19 protein-coding genes are annotated in these 20,093 nt (G+C 72.2%); 10 read left to right on the forward strand and 9 right to left on the reverse strand.

Annotated elements, in window-relative coordinates:
• Positions 1 to 37 precede the first annotated feature (37 nt).
• The gene (locus ACFV88_RS04485) at positions 38 to 1,060 is read left to right on the forward strand and encodes an ATP-binding cassette domain-containing protein (protein ID WP_385485876.1); all 1,023 of its coding nucleotides are present in this window, start codon (positions 38 to 40) and stop codon (positions 1,058 to 1,060) included.
• Positions 1,057 to 1,914 carry an ABC transporter permease gene (locus tag ACFV88_RS04490; protein ID WP_385485878.1) on the forward strand — a complete coding sequence of 286 codons (858 nt, stop codon included), beginning with the start codon at positions 1,057 to 1,059 and terminating at the stop codon, positions 1,912 to 1,914. Before ACFV88_RS04485 ends, ACFV88_RS04490 begins: the two co-directional genes overlap by 4 nt.
• Before the next feature lie 18 nt (positions 1,915 to 1,932).
• Here ACFV88_RS04490 and ACFV88_RS04495 read toward each other — a convergent pair whose 3' ends face one another.
• The gene (locus ACFV88_RS04495) at positions 1,933 to 5,253 is read right to left on the reverse strand and encodes a BTAD domain-containing putative transcriptional regulator (RefSeq protein ID WP_385485880.1); all 3,321 of its coding nucleotides are present in this window, start codon (positions 5,251 to 5,253) and stop codon (positions 1,933 to 1,935) included.
• Between the two features lie 181 nt (positions 5,254 to 5,434).
• Between ACFV88_RS04495 and ACFV88_RS04500 the strand changes: the two genes are divergently transcribed.
• A complete protein-coding gene (locus tag ACFV88_RS04500; RefSeq protein ID WP_385485882.1) occupies positions 5,435 to 6,232 on the forward strand; it encodes a site-2 protease family protein in 798 nt (265 codons plus the stop codon).
• Between the two features lie 13 nt (positions 6,233 to 6,245).
• On the opposite strand, the gene ACFV88_RS04505 is transcribed toward ACFV88_RS04500, so the two are convergent.
• From ACFV88_RS04505 to ACFV88_RS04530, 6 genes are all read right to left on the reverse strand, one after another.
• Positions 6,246 to 6,437 carry a hypothetical protein gene (locus ACFV88_RS04505; protein ID WP_385485884.1) on the reverse strand — a complete coding sequence of 64 codons (192 nt, stop codon included), beginning with the start codon at positions 6,435 to 6,437 and terminating at the stop codon, positions 6,246 to 6,248.
• Between the two features lie 141 nt (positions 6,438 to 6,578).
• Complete coding sequence (npdG, locus tag ACFV88_RS04510) at positions 6,579 to 7,310, reverse strand: NADPH-dependent F420 reductase (RefSeq protein WP_385485886.1); 732 nt, start codon at positions 7,308 to 7,310, stop codon at positions 6,579 to 6,581.
• 208 nt (positions 7,311 to 7,518) lie between these two features.
• Positions 7,519 to 7,911: a VOC family protein gene (locus ACFV88_RS04515; RefSeq protein ID WP_385485888.1), complete on the reverse strand. Its 393-nt coding sequence runs from the start codon at positions 7,909 to 7,911 to the stop codon at positions 7,519 to 7,521.
• A gap of 443 nt (positions 7,912 to 8,354) precedes the next feature.
• Positions 8,355 to 8,618 carry a TM2 domain-containing protein gene (locus ACFV88_RS04520; RefSeq protein ID WP_385485890.1) on the reverse strand — a complete coding sequence of 88 codons (264 nt, stop codon included), beginning with the start codon at positions 8,616 to 8,618 and terminating at the stop codon, positions 8,355 to 8,357.
• Positions 8,619 to 8,908: 290 nt separating this feature from the next.
• On the reverse strand, positions 8,909 to 9,328 hold the full coding sequence (locus tag ACFV88_RS04525; RefSeq protein ID WP_385485892.1) for a DUF2752 domain-containing protein: 420 nt from the start codon (positions 9,326 to 9,328) through the stop codon (positions 8,909 to 8,911).
• The gene (locus ACFV88_RS04530; protein WP_385485894.1) at positions 9,318 to 9,779 is read right to left on the reverse strand and encodes a TM2 domain-containing protein; all 462 of its coding nucleotides are present in this window, start codon (positions 9,777 to 9,779) and stop codon (positions 9,318 to 9,320) included. The genes ACFV88_RS04525 and ACFV88_RS04530 overlap by 11 nt, the downstream gene beginning before the upstream one ends.
• A gap of 334 nt (positions 9,780 to 10,113) precedes the next feature.
• Between ACFV88_RS04530 and ACFV88_RS04535 the strand changes: the two genes are divergently transcribed.
• Positions 10,114 to 11,373, forward strand: coding sequence for an MFS transporter (locus tag ACFV88_RS04535; RefSeq protein ID WP_385486046.1), 1,260 nt, complete (start codon positions 10,114 to 10,116; stop codon positions 11,371 to 11,373).
• A gap of 84 nt (positions 11,374 to 11,457) precedes the next feature.
• On the opposite strand, the gene ACFV88_RS04540 is transcribed toward ACFV88_RS04535, so the two are convergent.
• On the reverse strand, positions 11,458 to 11,694 hold the full coding sequence (locus tag ACFV88_RS04540) for a hypothetical protein (RefSeq protein ID WP_385485895.1): 237 nt from the start codon (positions 11,692 to 11,694) through the stop codon (positions 11,458 to 11,460).
• 153 nt (positions 11,695 to 11,847) lie between these two features.
• Between ACFV88_RS04540 and map the strand changes: the two genes are divergently transcribed.
• The 5 genes from map (at position 11,848) to ACFV88_RS04565 (ending at position 16,443) form a co-directional block, all read left to right on the forward strand.
• On the forward strand, positions 11,848 to 12,705 hold the full coding sequence (gene map, locus ACFV88_RS04545) for a type I methionyl aminopeptidase (RefSeq protein WP_385485897.1): 858 nt from the start codon (positions 11,848 to 11,850) through the stop codon (positions 12,703 to 12,705).
• A gap of 596 nt (positions 12,706 to 13,301) precedes the next feature.
• Positions 13,302 to 13,712, forward strand: a complete 411-nt coding sequence (locus tag ACFV88_RS04550) for a GntR family transcriptional regulator (RefSeq protein ID WP_385485899.1) — start codon at positions 13,302 to 13,304, stop codon at positions 13,710 to 13,712.
• Entirely contained in the window at positions 13,709 to 14,626 is a 918-nt protein-coding gene (locus tag ACFV88_RS04555) for an ABC transporter ATP-binding protein (RefSeq protein WP_385485901.1), read from the forward strand. The genes ACFV88_RS04550 and ACFV88_RS04555 overlap by 4 nt, the downstream gene beginning before the upstream one ends.
• Complete coding sequence (locus ACFV88_RS04560) at positions 14,623 to 15,630, forward strand: ABC transporter permease subunit (RefSeq protein WP_385485903.1); 1,008 nt, start codon at positions 14,623 to 14,625, stop codon at positions 15,628 to 15,630. Before ACFV88_RS04555 ends, ACFV88_RS04560 begins: the two co-directional genes overlap by 4 nt.
• Positions 15,631 to 15,789: 159 nt before the next feature.
• On the forward strand, positions 15,790 to 16,443 hold the full coding sequence (locus ACFV88_RS04565; protein ID WP_385485905.1) for a heme oxygenase (biliverdin-producing): 654 nt from the start codon (positions 15,790 to 15,792) through the stop codon (positions 16,441 to 16,443).
• 69 nt (positions 16,444 to 16,512) lie between these two features.
• Here ACFV88_RS04565 and ACFV88_RS04570 read toward each other — a convergent pair whose 3' ends face one another.
• Positions 16,513 to 17,181 carry a PhzF family phenazine biosynthesis protein gene (locus ACFV88_RS04570; RefSeq protein WP_385485907.1) on the reverse strand — a complete coding sequence of 223 codons (669 nt, stop codon included), beginning with the start codon at positions 17,179 to 17,181 and terminating at the stop codon, positions 16,513 to 16,515.
• Positions 17,182 to 17,488: 307 nt separating this feature from the next.
• On the opposite strand from ACFV88_RS04570, the gene ACFV88_RS04575 reads away from it, so the two are divergent.
• On the forward strand, positions 17,489 to 19,975 hold the full coding sequence (locus ACFV88_RS04575) for a phosphatidylserine/phosphatidylglycerophosphate/cardiolipin synthase family protein (protein ID WP_385485909.1): 2,487 nt from the start codon (positions 17,489 to 17,491) through the stop codon (positions 19,973 to 19,975).
• Positions 19,976 to 20,093 lie beyond the last annotated feature (118 nt).

Genomic DNA, 20,093 nt, shown 5'->3' on the forward strand with positions numbered 1-20,093 from the left:
CGGTGATCTGTCGGTGGCGGGTGACAGCGTCGGGGCCATGACACGCATCGACGCATCCCAAGGCAGCTCAGCGGAGGACCTCGCGGTCTCCGTACGGGGGCTGGTCAAGCACTACGGGCCGGTGAAGGCCCTGGACGGCGTCGACCTCGACGTCCGCGAGGGCACGGTGATGGGGGTCCTCGGGCCCAACGGCGCCGGGAAGACCACCCTGGTGCGCTGCCTGGCCACGCTCATCGTCCCCGACGCGGGCACCGCGGTCGTCGCCGGCCGGGACGTCGTCCGCCAGCCCTACGCGCTGCGCCGCCGCATCGGCCTCACCGGTCAGTACGCCTCGGTCGACGAGAAGCTCTCGGGCCGCGACAACCTGATCCTCATCGGGCGGCTCCTCGACCTCTCCCGCCGGGACGCCCGGGCCCGCGCGGACGCCCTGCTGGAACGGTTCTCCCTCACCGACGCCGCTCAGCGGCCCGCCCGGACCTACTCCGGCGGCATGCGCCGCAGGCTCGACCTCGCGGCGTCCATGATCGGCCGTCCCGCGGTCCTCTACCTGGACGAACCGACGACCGGTCTGGACCCGCACACCCGCAACGAGGTCTGGGACGAGGTCAAGGCGATGGTCGACGAGGGCGTCACCGTGCTGCTGACCACCCAGTACATGGAGGAGGCGGAACAGCTCGCCGACGAGTTGACCGTCATCGACCACGGCAAGGTCATCGCGCACGGCGAGGTCCATGCGCTCAAGGCCCGGGTCGGCGGCCGGACCCTGCGGGTGCGCCCCGCGGACCCCGGCCAGTTGGAACCCCTCGCCACCGCGCTCGACGGCTCCGGCCTCATCGGACTCGGCCGGGCCACCGTCGACTCCGGCACCGGGACCGTCCTGGTGCCGATCCTCAGCGACGAACAGCTCACGGCCATCGTCGACGTCCTGTCCGCCCGGCGGTTCACGCTCGCCGGCATCTCCACCGAAATGCCCAGTCTGGACGAGGTGTTCCTCTCCCTCACCGGCCACCGTCCGGCCACCACGGAGCCCGTCCCCGCCCTTGAGGAGGCCGCCGTATGAGCGCCACGACCCTAACCACCGCTCCCACCGCTCCCACCACGGCCACCGAGCCCCCCGAGCCCGCCACGCGCGCGAAGGACGACGGCCGGATCGGGCTGCGCGCCCATCTGCGGCACACCGGCGCCCTGGCCCAGCGGAACGTGCTGGCGATCCGCCAGGACCCCCAGTCGATCCTCGACGCGGTGCTGGCGCCGATCATCCTGACGCTGCTGTTCGTCTTCGTGTTCGGCGGCGCGATCTTCCCGAGCCGGGACGCCTACGTCGACTACGTGGTGCCGGGCCTGATGGCGATGATGGGCCTGAACATCGCCATGGCCGTCGGCACCGGCTTCAACCAGGACTTCGAGACCGGGGTCATGGACCGCTTCCGGTCCCTGCCGATCGCCCGTTCCTCGGTGCTCATCGCCAAGATCGTGGTGGAGATCGGCCGGATGCTCATCGCCACGGCGATCCTGCTGGCCATGGGCTTCGCCCTCGGTCTGTCGGTGGACAGCGTCGGCGGTCTGCTGGCCGCGATCGGACTGGCCGTGCTCTTCGGCTCCGCCCTGATGTGGATCTTCCTCACGATGGGTGTCGTGATGAAGAACGCGCAGGCCATCCAGAGTTTGGGATTCCTCGTGTTGATGCCCCTCCAGTTCGGCTCGTCGATCTTCGCCCCCACGGACACCATGCCCGACTGGCTCCAGACGTTCACCGACTACAACCCGTTGTCGGCGCTCGCGGACGCGGCCCGTTCCCTGATCGGCGGCAACGGCGCCAGCGGACACGACCTGGTGGTCGTGCTGGCCTGGACGGCCGCCCTCACCCTGGTGATGGCGCCGGTGGCGATCCGGAAGTTCCAGACGAGGACCTGAGGGTGCGGCCGGCACCCGTCAGAGCAGGGCGGTGGCCGCCTCCAGGGTCAGGGCGGCGCCCTCGGCACGGGCGGCGGCACCGTCCGTCTCGCCCAGGGCGGCGCGGACGGCGGCGTCCGTGCGGGCCATCGTCTCCCGCTCGACCAAGGAGTAGTGGTGTCCGACCGGCCGACGCGCCGCGTGCGCCCCGAGGAGCCGGGCGGCGTCCCGCATCCGGGCGCCGCCGTCCCGCTCGCTGAGCAGGAGGGCCCCGGCCAGCAGGTTCGTGGCCGCCAACTGCGGGGCCATCATCAGACAGATGGGGTCGCCGGAGCGCTCCAGCGCGGTGCGCAACAGCGCGGTCGCGGAGTCGTACCGCCGGTCCAGTACGTCGAGCCAGCCCTCGATCCCGGTGATGTAGGAGTCGAAGACCACGAACCTGACGGCGCCGAACTTCTCCCGCAGCGACCGCACCTGGGCCCGCGCCTGGGGCACCCGCCCGGTGCGCCCCAGGTGCACCGCGAGGAAGAGCCGGGCCGCGGGCATGGCGCCCGTGACGCCGTCCTGTTGCTCGTCGACGATCTCGCGGAGCACGGCCTCCCCCTGGTCGGCCCGCTCCCCGCTCTCGATCCAGGCGCCCCCGAGCCGGGCCCGGAGCACGGCCACCTGACCGTAGGCACCGAGGCCGCGGGAGAGGGCTATGGCTTCCTGGTAGTCGGCCGCCGCCCGGGCGAAGTCGCCCCGCCGCTCTTGGGTCTCGGCCCGTGCGGAGAGCGCCTCCGCCGCGCCCCACGCGTCACCGCACTCACGGAAGATCCCGAGGGCCTCGTCGGCGTCCCGGAGGGGGTCGTGGCCCCGGTCGGACCCGCTGGCCGCCATGTTCGCCCGCAGGTGGAGGGCGTGGGCCAGTTCCCAGGTGTATCCGTAGGTCCGGCACGCCTCGACGGTCCCGTCCATGACGGCCGCCGTCCCTTCCGCGCCCTGGGTGAGGAGCACCGCGAAGAACCACAGGTAGCCGGGGTAGCGGCAGGTCTGCGGCAGGCCCGGCCGGTACGAGGCGACGACCCCCCGCAACCGGGCCATCGCCTCTTCGGTCTGCCAGGCGCCGAACTCCATGTCCATGCAGGCGAGGTGGACCAGGTGCACACCGCGGCGGGCCTCCATGAGCACGTCCGGCGCCATCGGCGGGGGCGCGGCGATCGTCGAGCCGTGCAGCGGTCGTGCCGGGGCGACGGGCGAGCTGAAGGGGTCGGGGCCGAGCGCCCCGGCCTCCCGCGCCCAGGTGCGGGCGTCGCCGCGCAGGTCGTGGATCTGCCAGAACCAGGCGAGGGACAGCACCAGGCACAGGGCCTCCTGCTCGTACCGGGCCGCGACGGCGTGCCGCAGGGCGGTGCGCAGGTTCTCGTACTCGGTGGTGAGCCGCTGGATCGCCGGGAGTTGACCGGCGCCCCGCAGCAGCGGGTCGGTGGTGCGGGCGAGTTCGCGGTAGTGGACGAGGTGGGCGCGTTCGGTGGCGGTCCGCTCGCCCGCCTCGTCGAGACGTTCCGCCGCGTACTCGGCGACGGTCTCCAGGAGCCGGTACCGCATGGTCGCGTCCGGGCCGGGCCCGGCCACCACCAGGGACTTGTCGACCAGGGAGCCCAGGACGTCCAGGGCGGCGGGTCCGCCCACCGCCTCAGCCGCCGCCAGGTCCCAGCCGCCGGCGAAGACGGCGAGCCGCCTCAGCACGGTGCGCTCCTCGACGTCGAGCAGTTCCCAGGACCAGTCGACCACCGCGCGCAACGTCTGTTGGCGGGGCAGCACGGTGCGGGCGCCGCCGGTCAGCAGCCGGAACCGGTCGTCCAGCCGGTCCGCTATCTGTCGGGGCGTCAGCATCCGGAGCCGGGCCGCGGCGAGTTCGATGGCGAGCGGCAGCCCGTCCAGCCGGCGGCAGATCTCGGCGGCGGCGGCCGGATCGTCCGCAGTGCGGAAGCCTGGGCGGGCCGCGGCACCCCGGTCGGCGAGCAACCGCAGCGCGAACGGCTCGGGAAGGGGCTCCACGGGCCGTACGAACTCCCCCGGCACGGCGAGGGGTTCGCGGCTGGTGGCGAGGACGGTCAGCCCCGGGCAGTGGGCGAGGAGCTGGGCGGCGAGCCGCGCGGCGGCGCCGATGACGTGCTCGCAGTTGTCGAGGACCAGCAGCAGTCGGCGTGACCCGCAGTACTCGGTGAGCCGCCGCAGCGGGCGCAGCGGGTCCTGGGAACGCTGCTCGGTGACGGCCCGCATCTCCTCGGCGCCGGCGCCGCGCAGCACGGTCTCCCGGGCGCCGAGGGCGGTGAGCACCGCCTCCGGTACGTCGTCGGGGTCCTCGACGGGGGCCAGCTCCACGAGCCAGGTGCCGTCCGGGAAGTCGGCGGCGACGCTCTCGGCGGCTTCCCACGACAGTCGGGTCTTGCCGGCGCCGCCGGGCCCCAGCAGGGTGATGAGTCGGGCCCGGCGGAGGTCGTCCCGGATGGCGTCGATGTCCGGCGTCCGCCCGACGAAGGAGGTCAGCCGGGCGGGCAGGTTGCCGAGACGGGGGGCGGCCGGGGCGGAGCCGGGCGGAGTGGACGGGGCCGGGGCCGGGGTGGCTGGGGGCCGGCCGGTGGGAGCCGGCGGGGCGGCGGTGCGCAGGAGTTCCTGGTGCAGGGCGCGCAGTTCGGGCCCGGGTTCACTACCGAGGCGTTCGGCGAGTTCCGCGCGGACGGCGCCGTACGCGTCGAGTGCCTGGGCGGCGCGTCCGGAGTCCCGTAGGGCGCGGATGCGCAGCGCCTGGAGCGGTTCGTCCAGGGGCTGCTGCGCGCAGAGCGCGGTGAGTTCGGGCAGCGCGGCGTGCGCGTCCCCGAGGGCGACGACGGCGGCGAGGCGGTCCCGGTGCGCGGCCAGGCGCAGGGTGGACAGCCGGGCGGCGTCGGCGGTGCGGTCGGGGAGGTCGGCGAGCGCGGGGCCGCGCCACAGGTCGAGCGCCCGGTCCAGGAGTTCGACCGCCTTGCCGGGGTCGCCCTCGGTGAGGGCGCGGGCGCCCTCGGAGGCCAGCCGTTCGAACCGGTGCAGGTCGACCCGGTCGGCGTCGACGCGCAGCCGGTAGCCGCCGTCCGCGGAGGCGACGGTGTCGGCGCCGAGCCCGCGGCGCAGCCGTCCCACGAGGGCCTGGAGCGCGCCCGTGGCGTCGGCCGGGGGGTCGGCGCCCCAGACGTCGTCGATCAGGAGCGACACCGGGACGGTCCGGTCCGGCCGCAGGGCGAGCGAGGTCAACAGGGCACGCAGCCGAGCGCCACCGACGGGGCGTACGGTTCCGTCGGCACTCAGTGCCTGGGTGGGGCCGAGGATGCGGTAGTGCACGGGTCCATTGTCCCCCGTCGCGGGAACGGGCCCGCGCCCGGAACCTCCGTCCCGTGGTGGGACGTTCTCTCCGTGGACCGGTACGGTCGGGCAGGCGGTGGCCTCCGGGCGGCCGTCGGTCCGCGGCGGATGCCGGCCCGGTGCCGTGTACCGCCCCGTCCGTACCCAGGAGACGTGTGAGATGACCACCGCTACGATCCCCCGCGGCGACCGCCGGATCAGCCCCGTGTTCCTGGGGATCGTCGCCGTGACCGCCGTCGCGGGGTGGGCGACCTGGACGGACTTCGCCCAGGTGCCCGGCCTCGCGGTGTTCCTGTTCGTGACCGGCGCGTGGATCGTCTCGCTGTGCCTGCACGAGTACGCACACGCGCGCACGGCGCTGCACGGCGGTGACCTCACGATCGGGGCCAAGGGTTATCTGACGCTGAACCCGCTGAAGTACACGCACGCCCTGCTGAGCGTCGTCCTGCCGGTGCTGTTCGTGATCATGGGCGGGATCGGTCTGCCGGGCGGTGCCGTCTTCATCGAGCGCCACCGCATCCAGGGGCGGTGGAAGCACAGCCTGATCTCGGCGGCCGGGCCGCTGACGAACGTGCTGTTCGCCGTCGTGTGCACGGCGCCGTTCTGGCTGGACGTGCTGGACGGGGTCCCGGCGACGTTCCGCTACGCGCTGGGGTTCCTGGCGTTGCTCCAGGTCACCGCGGCGATCCTGAACTTCCTGCCGGTGCCGGGGCTCGACGGCTACGGCGTCATCGAGCCGTGGCTGTCGCACCGGGTGCGGCGCCAGGTGGAGCCGTTCGCACCGTTCGGTCTGCTGTTCGTCTTCGCGGTGCTGTGGATCCCCGAGGTCAACCGGACGTTCTTCGACGTGATCGACGCGCTGTTGCGGTCGCTGGGCGTCGGGGACCTGGAGACGTACTGCGGATACGACCTGTTCCGGTTCTGGCGGGACACGAATCCGCTGTGCGAGGCGCCGTGAGCCCCGCGGGGGATCAGCCGCCGGCGGTCGGGGCGGTGCGGGCCCGCAGCCGGTCGCGCCGCACGTAGTACCAGGCCATGTTGGACGACAGTCCCGCCATCAGCACCCACAGGACGCCGAGCCAGCTGCCGTTGACGAACGACACGACCGCCGCGGCGACGGCGAGCAGGCAGACCACGAGGGCGAAGAGGGCGAGGCGGGACATGGGGGTCGGCTCCTGTCGGGGGACACTGCTTCGCTCCAGTGTCCCCCATCGGCCCCGGGCCGCCCGCACTCCCCCCGCCCGTCCGGCGCGCCCGGTGCCCGTACGGGTGACGGGCGGGCCGGCCGATCCGCGCGCCGCCGGTCAGACGTCCGTGACCCGCAGTCCGGCGTGCGCCTTGTAGCGACGGTTGACGGAGATCAGGTTGGCCACCAGCGACTCGACCTGGTGGGCATTGCGCAGTCGACCGGCGAACACCCCGCGCATCCCGGGGACGCGTCCGGCGAGGGCCTGGACGACGTCGGTGTCGGCGCGGGACTCCCCGAGCACCATGACGTCGGTGTCGATCTCCTCGATCGAGGTGTCCTGGAGGAGGACCGCCGACAGGTGGTGGAAGGCGGCGGTGACCCGGGACTCCGGGAGCAGCGCGGCGGCCTGCTGGGCGGCGCTGCCCTCCTCGGGCTTGAGCGCGTAGGCGCCCTGCTTGTCGAAGCCGAGCGGGTTGACGCAGTCGACGACGATCTTGCCGCGCAGTTCGTCGCGCAGCGATTCCAGGGTCTTGGCGTGGCCGTCCCACGGCACCGCGATGATCACGACGTCGCTGCGCCGGGCGCATTCCGCGTTGTCGGCGCCCTCGATCCCGAGGCCGAGTTCCGCGGCTGCGGCCTCGGCCCGTTCGGCGGCTCGGGACCCGATGACCACCCGCTGGCCGGCCCGGGCCAGCCGGTAGGCGAGGCCGCGCCCCTGGTCGCCGGTGCCGCCGAGCACGCCGATGACGAGTCCGGAGACGTCGGGCAGGGCCCGGGGGTCCTTGGCGGGCGCCTTCGCGGGAGGGGGCGTGGGGGAAGCGGACGGTGCGCTGTCGGTAGAAGTCATGCCCCGACCCTATGTGCCGCGGTGATCTCGTTCAGCGTGGCGGACCTCACGGCCCCGCGCGGCGGAGGTCGGGCCGCCGGCGACCGCACCGACCACCCGGCGCGCCAGCGGATCGCGCCCCAACTCCCGCGCCCAGAAGGTGTGTTCGGTTCGAGCCGGGCGGGCCGCGCGTACCGTTGCGGACAGCGCGCGGCCCCGCCGATCGGGCTCAGACCACCGTGGTGATGCAGAAGGGGTGGCCCGCGGGGTCCAGCAGGACGCGCCACCGGTCGGGTTCCGGCTGGACCGCGGGCTCGACGGCTCCCAGCGCGAGCAGCCGGGCCTGGGCGGCGTCCAGGTCGTCGACCCCCAGTTCCAGGTGGGCCTGCTTCTCCTGGGAGGGGTCCGGCCAGGTGGGGCGCCGGTAGTCGACCAGACGGTTGAGGCCCAGTCCGACCGAGCCCTCCCGGGCGAGCAGGACGAAGTCGTCGGTGGAGTAGGCGACGGGCAGGTCGAGGGCCTCGCCGTAGAAGCGGGCCAGTTCGGCGGGGTCCGGGCAGTCGAAGGTGACCACCGAGAAGCGGATCGCGGGTGTGGGTACGGGTGTCGCGCCAGTGCTCATGCGGCAGACGTTATGGCGCGACTAGGACGGCTGCGGTCCTGATCGTGAGGGCCAACGGCTGAGGGAGGTGTGCGGGCGGTTGGCCCGCACACCTCCCTCGGGGTGCGCTCATCGGTCACCGGGTGATCGGGTGCCGGTCAGGGTGGGTCGCGCCGGTCGAGCCGGTGCGGTGTTTCGTCGGGCGCGTCGCCGGTGTCGTCCGTGTGGTTCCCCCGACGTTCTGGTCCCCCCGGATTCCCCCCGGGGCGAGTGACGGCACGACCGGGGCCGTGCGCTTCACGTGTGCGGACGTCCGCCGTCCGCCGTGGACCGGGCTTCGCGCCCTCACGTCACGACGGTCGCGCTGCCGGGGAGCGGCCGGGCAGCGGTGGCGTCGTGGCGGATCACTCCCGGGTGGGTGCCCGGGAACCCTGACCGCAGCGGCGGCCGGGAGCGGCGAGGAATCAGCCGCGCAGGACGCGGCCGTCCTTGTCGGTGCGGTCGCTGCTCGTGAGGAACAGGATGCCGTCGATGAGGGCCCATATGCCCAGACCACCGCAGGTGAGGAGCTGAGCGACACCGACGCCGACGGAGCCGACGTAGAAGCGTCCGATGCCGAGCGTGCCCAGGAACAGCTGGAGGATGCCGGCGACGATCTTGGACTTGTCCGAGTAGGGACGGCCCTGGGGGTCGTACCCGAAGGGGGCGTCAGGCGTGGGGACGGCCATGAGTGTTTCTCCTGGTTTGAGCGGAACTGGTACCGAATCTGATTGTTCCGGTACGAACGCAGGAGGAAAGCCCGGCGTAGACCGCCGCACTCTGCATCGCCCCCCTGTGACGTGGCAGCGTAAAGAGCGCGACCCCTCTTACGGGAGGGGGTACGGGAGATCGTGCCCGTACCGTGATCAAACCAGTGATTCACGACACCCTTCCGACGGGTAGCCGTGGCCGCCGTCCGCCGGGTCCCGGCAGCTGTGCGCCAGGTCACACGGCGCGCACGGTCACACGGCGTGCACCGTCACACGATGTTGCGCACCACGGTCCACAGCACCGCGACGGAGAGGATCACGATCTGGGTCCGTCGGCTGAACGCGGGCCGCCAGCGACGTCCGCGCAGCCCCTCGAACGCCCAGCGGCCCAGGAGCGCCAGGGCGAAGGGCGCGGCGAGCAGCAGCATCCGGTTGTCGGCCCAGGCGGCGGCGAAGTGACCGTGCATCAGGTCGTAGACCATGCGGGTTCCGCCGCAGGCGGGGCAGAGCAAGCCGGTGACCAGGCGGAACGGGCAGCGCGGCAGGAACTGGCCGCCCTCGTGCGGATCGGTGACGTACAGGTAGCCGGCGCCCAGTAGCCCGGCGGTGAGCACCACCACGGGTGCCACCGCCGGGTTCCGCAGGAGCCGCGCCGCCGCACCGCGCGCGACCGGGGTGTCAGCCGCCACGCAGCGGCCGTCCCTGGGAGTCGGTCGTGTCGCTGCCGGCGAGGATGACGATGCCGTCGATGAGGGCCCAGATGCCCAGTCCACCGCAGGTGAAGAGCTGGGCGAGACCCAGACCGACGTGACCTATGTAGAAGCGTCCGACGCCGAAGCTGCCCAGGAGCAGCGAGAGCACCCCGGCGACGACCTTCGACTTCTCGGAGTACGGACGGCCCATGGGGTCGTAGCCGTAGGGGGCGTTGGGGTCACCCGTGTACGTGCCCGGGGGCACGTAGCCGCCCTGCTGCGGGTACCCGTAGCCCGCCTGCTGCGGATAGCCGTAGCCGGGCTGCGGCGGCGGGGCCTGCTGCTGGTAGGGGTTGGGCGTGGGGGCACCGTACGGGTTCTGGTCGTTCGGGCCGGGGCCCGGGTAGCCCGGGTGGCCGGACGGGGGCTGGGGAGGCTGCTCGCTCAAGGCTCCTGCTTCCGGTGCGCGCTGACGCGCTGACGGGGACGAAATCTCGGGTCATCTTGCAGGACGGAACGGCCTCGGGGAAATCCCCGGACGGTGGAGGCCCGCAGTCCGGTACGGGGGGTGACCGCCGTGACGGGACGGTCCCGGTGGACGGGGCAATTCCGGCCGGGTCGACCGGCGGGGCGGAAATCCGTTTGCCGGCGGGTCGACTCACCCCGGAAGATGGGGACGCGTGACTCCCGACCCCGTCAGGCCCGACGAACCGCCGCAGTCCGTCGCTCCCGGGGCCCCGGCGCCCCCGGACCCCGCCCCGCCGGGTCGGCTCCGTTCATTGCTGCCCGACCTCGCGCCCTGGCGGTCCACCCCGGACTTCCGGCTGTTGTGGACCCAGGGCCTGATCACCTACTGCGGTGCGGCGATGGCCCTCATCGCGCTGCCCCTCCAGATCAAGGACCTGACGGGGTCTCCCTTGGCGGTCGGGGCGATGGGTGCGGTGGAGCTGGTGCCGCTGGTCGTCTTCGGACTGTACGGGGGCGCCCTCGCCGATGCGGTGGACCGCCGCAAGGTGATCGTCGCGACGGAGGCGGGGCTCGGGTTCCTGGCGCTGGTCCTGTTGGTGAACGCGTTGTTGCCGGAGCCGCTGCTGTGGCCGCTGTACCTGGTGGCCGCGGGCGTCGCCGCGCTGGTCGGTCTCCAGCGCCCGGCGCTGGACTCGCTGATAGCCCGGATCGTCCCGCACGAACAACTCGCCGCGGCGGCGGCCCTCAACTCCCTGCGCTGGCAGGCCGGGGAGATCGCGGGCCCGACGCTGGCGGGGGTCGTGGTGGCGTTCTGGGGCAGCGCGGCGGCGTACGGGATCACCCTGTTCACGTTCGTGGTGTCGGTGGTGATGTGTCGACGTCTCGCTCCCGCACCGCCGTCCCACGACGCGGAGAAGCCGTCCCTGCGCGCGCTCACGGAGGGCGCCCGGTACGCCTGGTCGCGTCCCGTGCTGGTGGGCACGTACGCGATCGACCTCGCGGCGATGTTCTTCGCCTTCCCGAACGTCATCTTCCCCTTCCTCGCCGACGAGTTGGACGCCGAGTGGGCGCTCGGGCTGATGTACGCGGCGGGGGCGATCGGCTCGCTGGCCGTCAGCCTCACCAGCGGCTGGCTCTCCCGCTCCCGGCGGCACGGTCTGCTGGTGATCGGGGGCGCCACCCTGTGGGGGCTGTCCATCGCGGCGGCGGGCTGGTTCGACACGGTGTGGCCGGTGCTGCTGTGCCTCGCGTTCGCCGGGGCCGGCGACCTGATCAGCGGGCTGGGCCGGAGCACCATCTGGAACCAGACGATCCCGGACCACCTGCGCGGCCGGCTGGCGGGCATCGAGGTGCTGTCGTACAGCGTGGGCCCGCAGCTCGGGCAGGTCCGCGCGGGGGCGATGGCGAGCTGGACGGGGACCCGGGCGGCGTTCTGGTCCGGCGGGCTGGCCTGCGTGGCCTCGGTCGCCCTGCTGTCGGCCACCCTGCCGAAGCTGTTCACGTACGACGCGGAGACCGATCCCGACGCCCTGCGCAAGAAGGCCGCGACCGGCTCCGGGGACGCGGGGGCGTGAGCCGCGGGGGTACGGGGGCGTGAGGCTCCCGAGGTGCGGGGGTGTCACGCCCCCGCACCGGGACGGTCCCGCGTCACGGCGGGCTCAGCGGTCGTCGTCGTCCTCGCCGCGGGCCACCGCATCGTGCCATCGCGGGTCGTTCTCCCACTCGTGGTTGCGCTCGCGGGCGATCTCCATCGCCGCCCGGGCTTCCTCGGCGGAGGGGTACGGCCCGAGCCGGTCCTTGGCGGGACACTCGGGGCCCTCCTCCACCTTCTGGTGCTCCAGGCAGTAGTACCACTCCCCCGGCTTGCCCACCGCCCGCTTCTTGAACAGCGCCATGTGCCCATCTTCCTCTCCCGGCGCACATCGCGCCCGTCGCGCCCGGCGGGGCCTCGTGAACCGGATCGGCACCCGCCGTTGCGGTACCGCTGACCGCCTACCCGGCAGACGTTCGGGCCATGCCGCCCGGTCCGGCCTGGCTACACTCGCTGCATGTCTGCGCAGCCACTGCTCGTGCCCGGCGAGCTCTCCCCCACCCGTCCCGTCCCGGGGCACATCATCCGTCCGGCGTACGTGGGCAAGCCCGGCCCCGCCCCTTACACCGGCTCCGAGGTCCAGGACGCCGAGACCATCGAGCGGATGCGGATCGCGGGCAGCATCGCCGCACGGGCCATGGCCGCGGCGGCGAGCGCCATCGCACCCGGTGTGACCACGGACGCGCTCGACCGGGTCGCGCACGAGTACCTGTGCGACCACGGCGCCTACCCGTCCACCCTGGGCTACCGGGGGTTCCCGAAGTCGCTGTGCACCTCCGTCAACGAGGTGATCTGCCACGGCATCCCCGACTCGACGGTGCTGCGCGACGGCGACATCGTCAATCTGGACGTCACCGCGTTCATCGGCGGGGTGCACGGCGACAACAACGCGACGTACTTCGTCGGGGACGTGGACGAGGAGTCGCGGCTGCTCGTGGAGCGGACCCGGGAGTCCCTTGACCGGGCGATCAAGGCGGTCCGGCCGGGCCGGCAGATCAATGTGATCGGACGGGTCATCGAGTCGTACGCCAAGCGGTTCGGGTACGGGGTCGTCCGGGACTTCACGGGGCACGGGATCAACACGTCGTTCCACTCAGGCCTGATCGTCCCGCACTACGACAGTCCGCACGCCACGACGGTGATCCAGCCGGGGATGACGTTCACGATCGAGCCGATGCTGACGCTCGGCACGCACGAGTACGACCTGTGGGACGACGGGTGGACGGTCGTCACGAAGGATCGTCGGCGGACCGCGCAGTTCGAACACACGTTGGTCGTCACCGACAGTGGTACGGAGATCCTCACGTTGCCGTAGCCCTTCGGCTGCACCCGCTCTTGCTTGAGCCCGCTCCCGGTTTCGTCGTCCGGGGGCGGGCTCTTCGCTGTGCGTCCCCCTGTCGGGAACCTGCGGGTGCGCTGTGGTTGCTCGCGCCGTTCCCCGCGCCCCCTTCGGGTGCGTCCCGGCGCGGGTGCGCTGTTCCGCGCGGGTGCGGGGTGGTTGCTCGCGCCGTTCCCCGCGCCCCTTTCGGTGCGTCCTGGTGGGCGTGCGCTGTCCGGCGGGCGTGCGTCCCGCGTTCGCGCAGTTCCCCGCGCCCCTGATCGGGGCGCCTCGCTCGGGGTGCGCCGTCCCCTGCGGCACGACCCGGCCCACCGCAGCGCACCCCGCTGAACAACGCACCCCGACAAGGACGCACCTCAGGGGCGCGGGGAACTGCGCGGGCGGCCACGACGCACCCGCACGGAAGCAGCGCACCCGCACCGGGACGCGCCCGAAAGGGGCGCGGGGAACTGCGCGGACGGCCGGAGCGCACCCGCACGGGAACAGCACACGTCCCGTTCACGTGACTCCTACTTACCCTATGGTTCTATAGTGCTAGCTAACTAGATGAATAGAGAGGAGCGAGGGACAGCATGATCGAGTTCCACCTCGACACGCGATCGGGCGTGCCGCCCTACCGACAGCTCGTCGACCAGGTTCACCGGGCGCTGCGCCTGGGCGTACTGACGGAGGGCGACCGACTGCCGACCGTCAAGGAGGTCGCCGCCCAGATGGCGGTGAACCCCAACACCGTGCTCAAGGCGTACCGCGAACTGGAGTACGCGGGCCTGGTCGCACCCAGGCCCGGAGTCGGCACCTTCGTCACCCGCACCCTGGACGACACCGTCCACCCCGAGTACGCACCGCTCCGGCGCGAACTGGTCGACTGGCTGACTCGGGCCCGGGCGGCGGGGCTCGCCGAGGAGAGCATCGAGGCACTGTTCCAGAGCACGCTCGGGGACCGCACCGGTGACCCCCTGCCGGAGACCGGGGCCGCGCGATGAACACGGCGCCGGCACTGGAGGCCACCGGGCTCACCAAGCGGTACGGCCGACGCACCGCGCTCAGCGACTGCACCCTCAGCGTGCCCGCCGGTCACGTGGTCGGTCTCGTCGGGCCGAACGGCGCGGGGAAGTCCACCCTGTTGCAACTCGCCTGCGGGCTGCTCACCCCCAGCTCGGGCACCCTGCGCGTGCTCGGCGAACGGCCCGGCAGCGGTCCCGCCCAGCTCGCCCGGGTCGGCTTCGTCGCCCAGGACAGTCCCGTGTACGCGCGGCTGACCGTCTCCGAGCACTTACGGCTCGGCGAGCGGCTGAACCCGGGCTGGGACGCCCCGCTCGCGGCACGACGGATCGCCCGGCTCGGCCTCGACCCCGAACAACGGGCGGGGGGACTCTCCGGGGGCCAACGCTCACAACTCGCCCTCACCCTGGCCGTCGCCAAGCGGCCCGATCTGCTGATCCTCGACGAACCGGTGGCCGCGCTGGACCCGCTGGCCCGGCGGGAGTTCCACCAGGGATTGATGGAGCACGTGGCGGAGTACGGGACCTCCGTGATCCTCTCCTCCCATCTGATCACCGATCTGGAGCGCACCTGCGACCACCTGATCACCCTGGTCGGCTCGCGGGTCCGACTCGCCGGGGACGTGGAGGACCTGCTCGCCACGCACTTCCGGCTCACCACCGCCCGTCGGGACCCCGGCTCGCTGCCGCCGGGACTGGAGGTGGTCCGGGAACAGCACACCGAGCGGCAGAGCACCTTCGTGGTGCGGTCGGTCATCGACGTGCCCGACCCGACGTGGGAGATGGAGCCGCTCGGCCTGGAGGACCTCGTCCTCCTCTACATGGCCCAGGACCCGCAGGGCCGGACCGCGGGCGCACGGCGGAAGCAGGACCGGGAACAGGGGGTCCGCTCATGATGTGGCTGACCTGGCGGCAGTTCCGGGTGCAGGGCGCCGTGGCGCTGGGCGTGCTCGCGGCGTTCGGGGTGTTCCTGCTGGTCACGGGCCGGAACATGCGCACCGGGCTCACGGAGATCCGGGCCGCCTGCGGCACCGGGTGCGGGGACTCGCTCAACTCGTACGTCCAGGAACAACAGACGCTGGCCGGCCTGGTCGGGGTGGTGCTCATCGCGGCGCCCGCGCTGCTGGGCATGGTGTGGGGCGCTCCCCTGGTCGCGCGTGAGGTGGAGAGCGGGACGCACCGGCTCATCTGGAACCAGAGCATCTCCCGGACCCGTTGGCTGCTGGTCCGGCTGCTGATCGTGGGCGCCGCCGCGGTGCTGGTCACGGGGGTGCTCAGCCTGATGGTGACCTGGTGGGCCCGGCCGATCGACGCAATCACCCAGGACCGGTTCACCCCTCTGGTCTTCGAGGCGCGCGGAGTGGTGCCGCTCGGTTACGCGGCCTTCGCCTTCGCGGTGGGGGCGTGCACGGGGCTGCTGGTCCGCCGCACCGTGCCCGCCGTGGTCGTCACGATGGCCGTGGTGCTGGGGGTGCAGGTCCTGGTCCCGCTGGCGGTGCGCCCGCACCTCATGACGCCGACCACCGCGACGGTGCCGGTGACCGGTCCCGAGGACTGGTCGAAGTCCGGCATCACGGGCGTGGGCCTCCGGCACCGGGGTTCCGGCAGCGACACCCGCCTGGAGGTGACCGTCTCGATGGCGGGCGACTGGGTGGTGTCCGGGCCGGGCACCGCCGTCGACTCCTCGGGGAAGGTCGCCAGGGGCGCGGAGATCTGCGCCCACCAGGGATTCCCGCCCCCGGCGGAGTGCATCGAGGCGATGAAGATCTGGGTCGACGTGGCCTACCAGCCGAAGGACCGGTACTGGACGTTCCAGCTCCTGGAGGCGGGGATCTACGTCCTGCTCGCCGGATTGCTGACCTGGGGCGGCACGGCATGGCTGCGCAGGCGCCCGGCCTGAGGGGAAATGCTTCCCGGACGGGGGTGACCAACACACCCCCGTCCGGGTACATTTTTTCCCGACAGCCTGTCGGAATCCCGTTGACTTAGGTTAGCCTAACCATAGATGATCGGGGCACGCCGCTCCCCGTTCCCCGTCTCGCCGGCTCCCGGAGGTCCCATGGACACGACGTCGTTCTCCTCGCTCATCCGCACCGCGTCCCAGGACGCCCACACCGAGGCGGAGAGCTCCTCCTTCATGGGCGACCTGCTCGGCGGACGGCTGGGAATCGACGCCTACGCCCGTTACACCGAGCAGCTCTGGTTCGTGTACCAGGCGCTGGAGGACGGTGCGGACTCCCTGCGCAACGACCCCGTCGCCGGCCCGTTCGTGCAGCCCGAGCTGATGCGGCGCGAGGCGCTGGAGCGTGACCTCGCCCATCTGCGCGGCTCCTCCTGGCGCACGGGTCTGACCCCGCTGCCCGCGACCACCGCGTACGCGGACCGGGTCGCGCAGTGCGTGCGCGAGTGGCCCGCGGGCTACGTCGCCCACCACTACACCCGCTACCTCGGCGACCTCTCCGGCGGGCAGATCATCCGGGACCGCGCCGAGAAGGCGTGGGGCTTCGCCCGCAAGGGCGACGGCGTCCGGTTCTACGTCTTCGACGAGATCACCAACCCGGCCGCGTTCAAGCGGAACTACCGCGAACTGCTGGACGGGGTGCAGGCCGACGACCTGGAGAAGCAGCGGATCGTCATCGAGTGCAAGCGGGCCTTCGCGCTCAACACGGCCGTGTTCCACGCCCTGGGCGAGGAGTTCCCGCTCAGCGCCTGAGCCGTCACCGCACGTCGAAGGCCCCGCGCCCCGGTTCCGTCCGGGGGCGCGGGGCCTTCGACGTACACGCTAGTCGGGCAACGGCACGTCCGACTGGACCAGCCGGACGCGGCCCCCGACCTCCACCCACCCGTAGGGCTGCGGGGCGGTCAGGAGCTGGGAACCGGAACCCTGGCGGATGTTCAGGGCGCGGCCCAGTTCCGCAGTCAGCAGCAGGGCCGCCGCGCCGGTCGCCTCGTCCTCCTGGATGCCGTCGTCACGGCCGGGGAAGGCCCGCGCCCTGATCCGGCCCGCCCGTTCGTCCTCCCATGCCCAGGCGTAGATCCACTCGCCGGGCGGCGGCACCTCCAGGGCATCCACCTCCGCGGCCGACCCGTACTGCCGCAGGGTGCGTTCGGGTGCCCACTCGGGGAGCGCCTCGATCCAGGAGAACTCCCCGTCCTGGCGGGCGCCCACCACACCCGCCGGCGTGACGAGTTCGGGCACGTCCAGCAGCCAGGCCGCGCCGACGCAGGGGTGCCCCGCGAACGGGAGGCGCAGGGTGGGGCTGTAGATGTCGATCGCGCCGCGCTCGGGGTCGTCCACGAAGACGGTCTCGCTGAACCCGAGCTTGCCCGCGATCTTCTGGCGGGACGCCTCCTGAGGGAGGGGGGTGCCGTCCCGGACGACGCCCAGCTCGTTGCCGCCCCTGGCGCCGTCGGGGCCGCAGAAGACTCGTAGTACGTCGAGTTGGGTCACCGGTGCATTGTGCCTGGGCGGCGGGCCACTCGGAAATCCGGCGGTCGACCTCACGGACATCCGCCGGTGTGGGGGTGTCCGCGCGTAGTTCCCCGCCCCCTCCGGTGCACTCGGCTGCGGGTGCGTCGTTCCGCAACGTGCGCCGGGGGGTGCGCAGTTCCCCGTACCCCTGGCTGGTGGGTCCCGGTGGGCGTCCGCGTTCCACACGGCCGGTTGGGGGGTGGGGGGGTGGAAGGTCAGCATTCATGATCGCAAAATGCGATTACAGTTCCGCTGTTTCCGCACGTCAACGGATTGGACAGGTACTTTGCGCAGACGCACCAGCCGAAGCCTCGTGGCCCTCGCCACCGCCACACTGGGGGTGACCCTGCTGACTCCCACGGCCGCCCAGGCGGAGGAGGTCACCACGGGCAACTACACGGCGACCTTCAACTACACCAAGCCGAACGGTTCCAACGACACCTCGATCAGCACGGGCCTCGGCACCCTGATCGACCTCGCCAAGCCGGGCAGCACGCTGTACATGAGCATGTACTGGCTCAGCGACGCCAACGGGATCGAGGCGAAGCTGCTCGCCGCGCACGCCCGGAACGTCACGGTGAAGGTCGTCATCGAGAGCTTCACGAACGTTCCGCAGGCGCTGAAGACCGGCCTGACCGGCAACAGCAAGCTGACCGAGTGCTACCGGGGCTGTCTCGACAACCCCGACCCCGAAGACGACAAGGCCATCAACCACAACAAGTTCGTCGTCTTCGACGAGCTGACCGACGGCCGCACCAACGTGGTCTGGCAGTCCTCCCAGAACATGTCCCCGAGCCAGAACGGCGAGCTGAACAACGCCATCACCGTCTCGGGCAACGTCTCCCTGGCGATCAAGTACCGCGCGGCCTTCACCCGGCAGGTCTCGCGCGCGGGCGTCACCGGCACCGTCAAGTACAACAGCACCTACGACGCCCCGACCGCCTCGGTGGAACCCATCTTCTTCCCGCGGGACACGGGGACGGGACCGACCGACACCGGGTCCGACCACCAGGTGTACGGCAACCCGGACATCGTGGCCCACCAGATCGAGAAGGTGGACTGCGCGAAGAACGGTCGCATACGGCTGGCGACCTCGTCGCTGAACGGGAAGGCGCTGCGGCCCGCGATCTACACGGCGCTGGAGGACCGGCGCAAGGCGGGGTGCGCGGTCGACGCCGTGGTCCGCGACTTCGACGCCCTCGACGCGAACGCCGGTGTCAACGACATGACCGGCATCAACGTCAACGCCTACAGCATGCGTCCCGGCGGCTGCCGCTACATTCCGAGTGACGAGTCGTGCAACCACGGCACGGTGCACTCGAAGTACCTGCTCACCGAGTGGGAGAACGCCCAGGGGCAGCGCGTCCAGAACACGTACACCGGTTCCCACAACTTCACCAAGGGTGCCCTGGTACGCAACGACGAGACGCTGTTGCGCCTCAGCGACGCGGGCGTCTACGACGCGTTCGTCGCCAACTTCAACAAGCTCCGGTCGGCCGTCGTCGACATCGACGCGGCGAAGTACGGCAGCACCTCCCAGCACTACTCCCGGGTCAACGCCGCGTCGGCCGGTGACCAGCACGACAGCGCCACGGCCTCGAACGGCTCCGGGACCTCCACGTACCAGGCGGTCGTGTACGAGGACGGCGACAACCACAACCCCGCCGACACCCAGCTGGGCACCAATGCGTACCTGCGGATGTACAAGGACGGCGTACCGCTCTGGAACGAGAAGCAGCTGAGCGTCTCCGGCGCCGCGGGCACCTCCTGGTCGCATCAGAAGCCCGACGTCGGGGTGGACCGGAACGGCAATGCGATCGTCGTGTGGGCCGGTGACGACGACGGCAACAAGTACGCGAACATCGAGGTCCGCAAGATCGACCAGGCGGGCAACGTCACCGTGCTGCCCCGGCCGCACGCCTCCGCAGACGGTCACCAGCTGCGGCCCACGGTCGCCGTCGCGGACGACGGGTCCTACACGGTGGCCTGGGAGGACACGGCCAACGGCACCACCCTCAACCAGGTGAAGGCGAGCGGCTGGAGCGCCACCGGCACGCGGAGCCACCCCGACGTCCAGGTGAGCACCATCAACTCCGGTGCCACCGCGGGTTCCAACCGCCGCCCCGACGCCGCGGTCGACGGCGCGGGCAACACCGCGATCGTCTGGGAGGAGGACGCCGACGGCAACGGCGGCATCAACATCGGCCTCGCCAAGCTCAACGCCACGGGCGGCTTCGCCGTGCCGCGCAAGGTCGCGAACTCCCTCACCGACGGGCAGCAGACCGAGCCCGCCGTCGCACAGGCCGCGGACGGCCGGACCGTCGCGACCTGGGCCGACGTCTACGTTCCCGGGACCGGCAGCACCAACCCGGCTCGTGCCGCACGCATCCAGCACCGGACGTTCTCCGCGACCGGTGCACCGGTCGCTGCGGAGACGGTCACCACCCCGGGCGCGGACAGCAAGCGCGCCATCGGCGTCCAGGTCGACCCCGATGTGGCCGTGTCCGACGCCGGTGACTTCGTCGTCGCCTGGCGCGAGACGTTCGTGGACGGCAAGCAGGACGTGTGGGCCCGTGGCTTCAACGCGGACGGCGGCACCGGCGGTCGTCTGCCCACCACCCGGATGAACGTCGTCACCGGCCACGACCAGACGGACCCCGCGGTCTCCCTGGCCCCGAACGGTCGACTGGCGCTGACGTACTCCGACGACTACGACAACGACAGCGGCGGGTTCAACGAGCTGCGCCTGCGGGACGGCTTCCTCAACAAGTAGCCACCCGACGGACGGCGCCCCTCACGGCGCCGTCCGTTCCCCTTTCCGGGGTGGTGGCGCCGCCGTGGCCGCACGAAATCGGGTCGCCGTGCCGACCGCCCGGATGGCAGGGTGCGGC

Origin of the sequence: Streptomyces sp. NPDC059816 (genome assembly GCF_042732055.1) — a bacterium.
GTDB lineage: Bacteria > Actinomycetota > Actinomycetes > Streptomycetales > Streptomycetaceae > Streptomyces.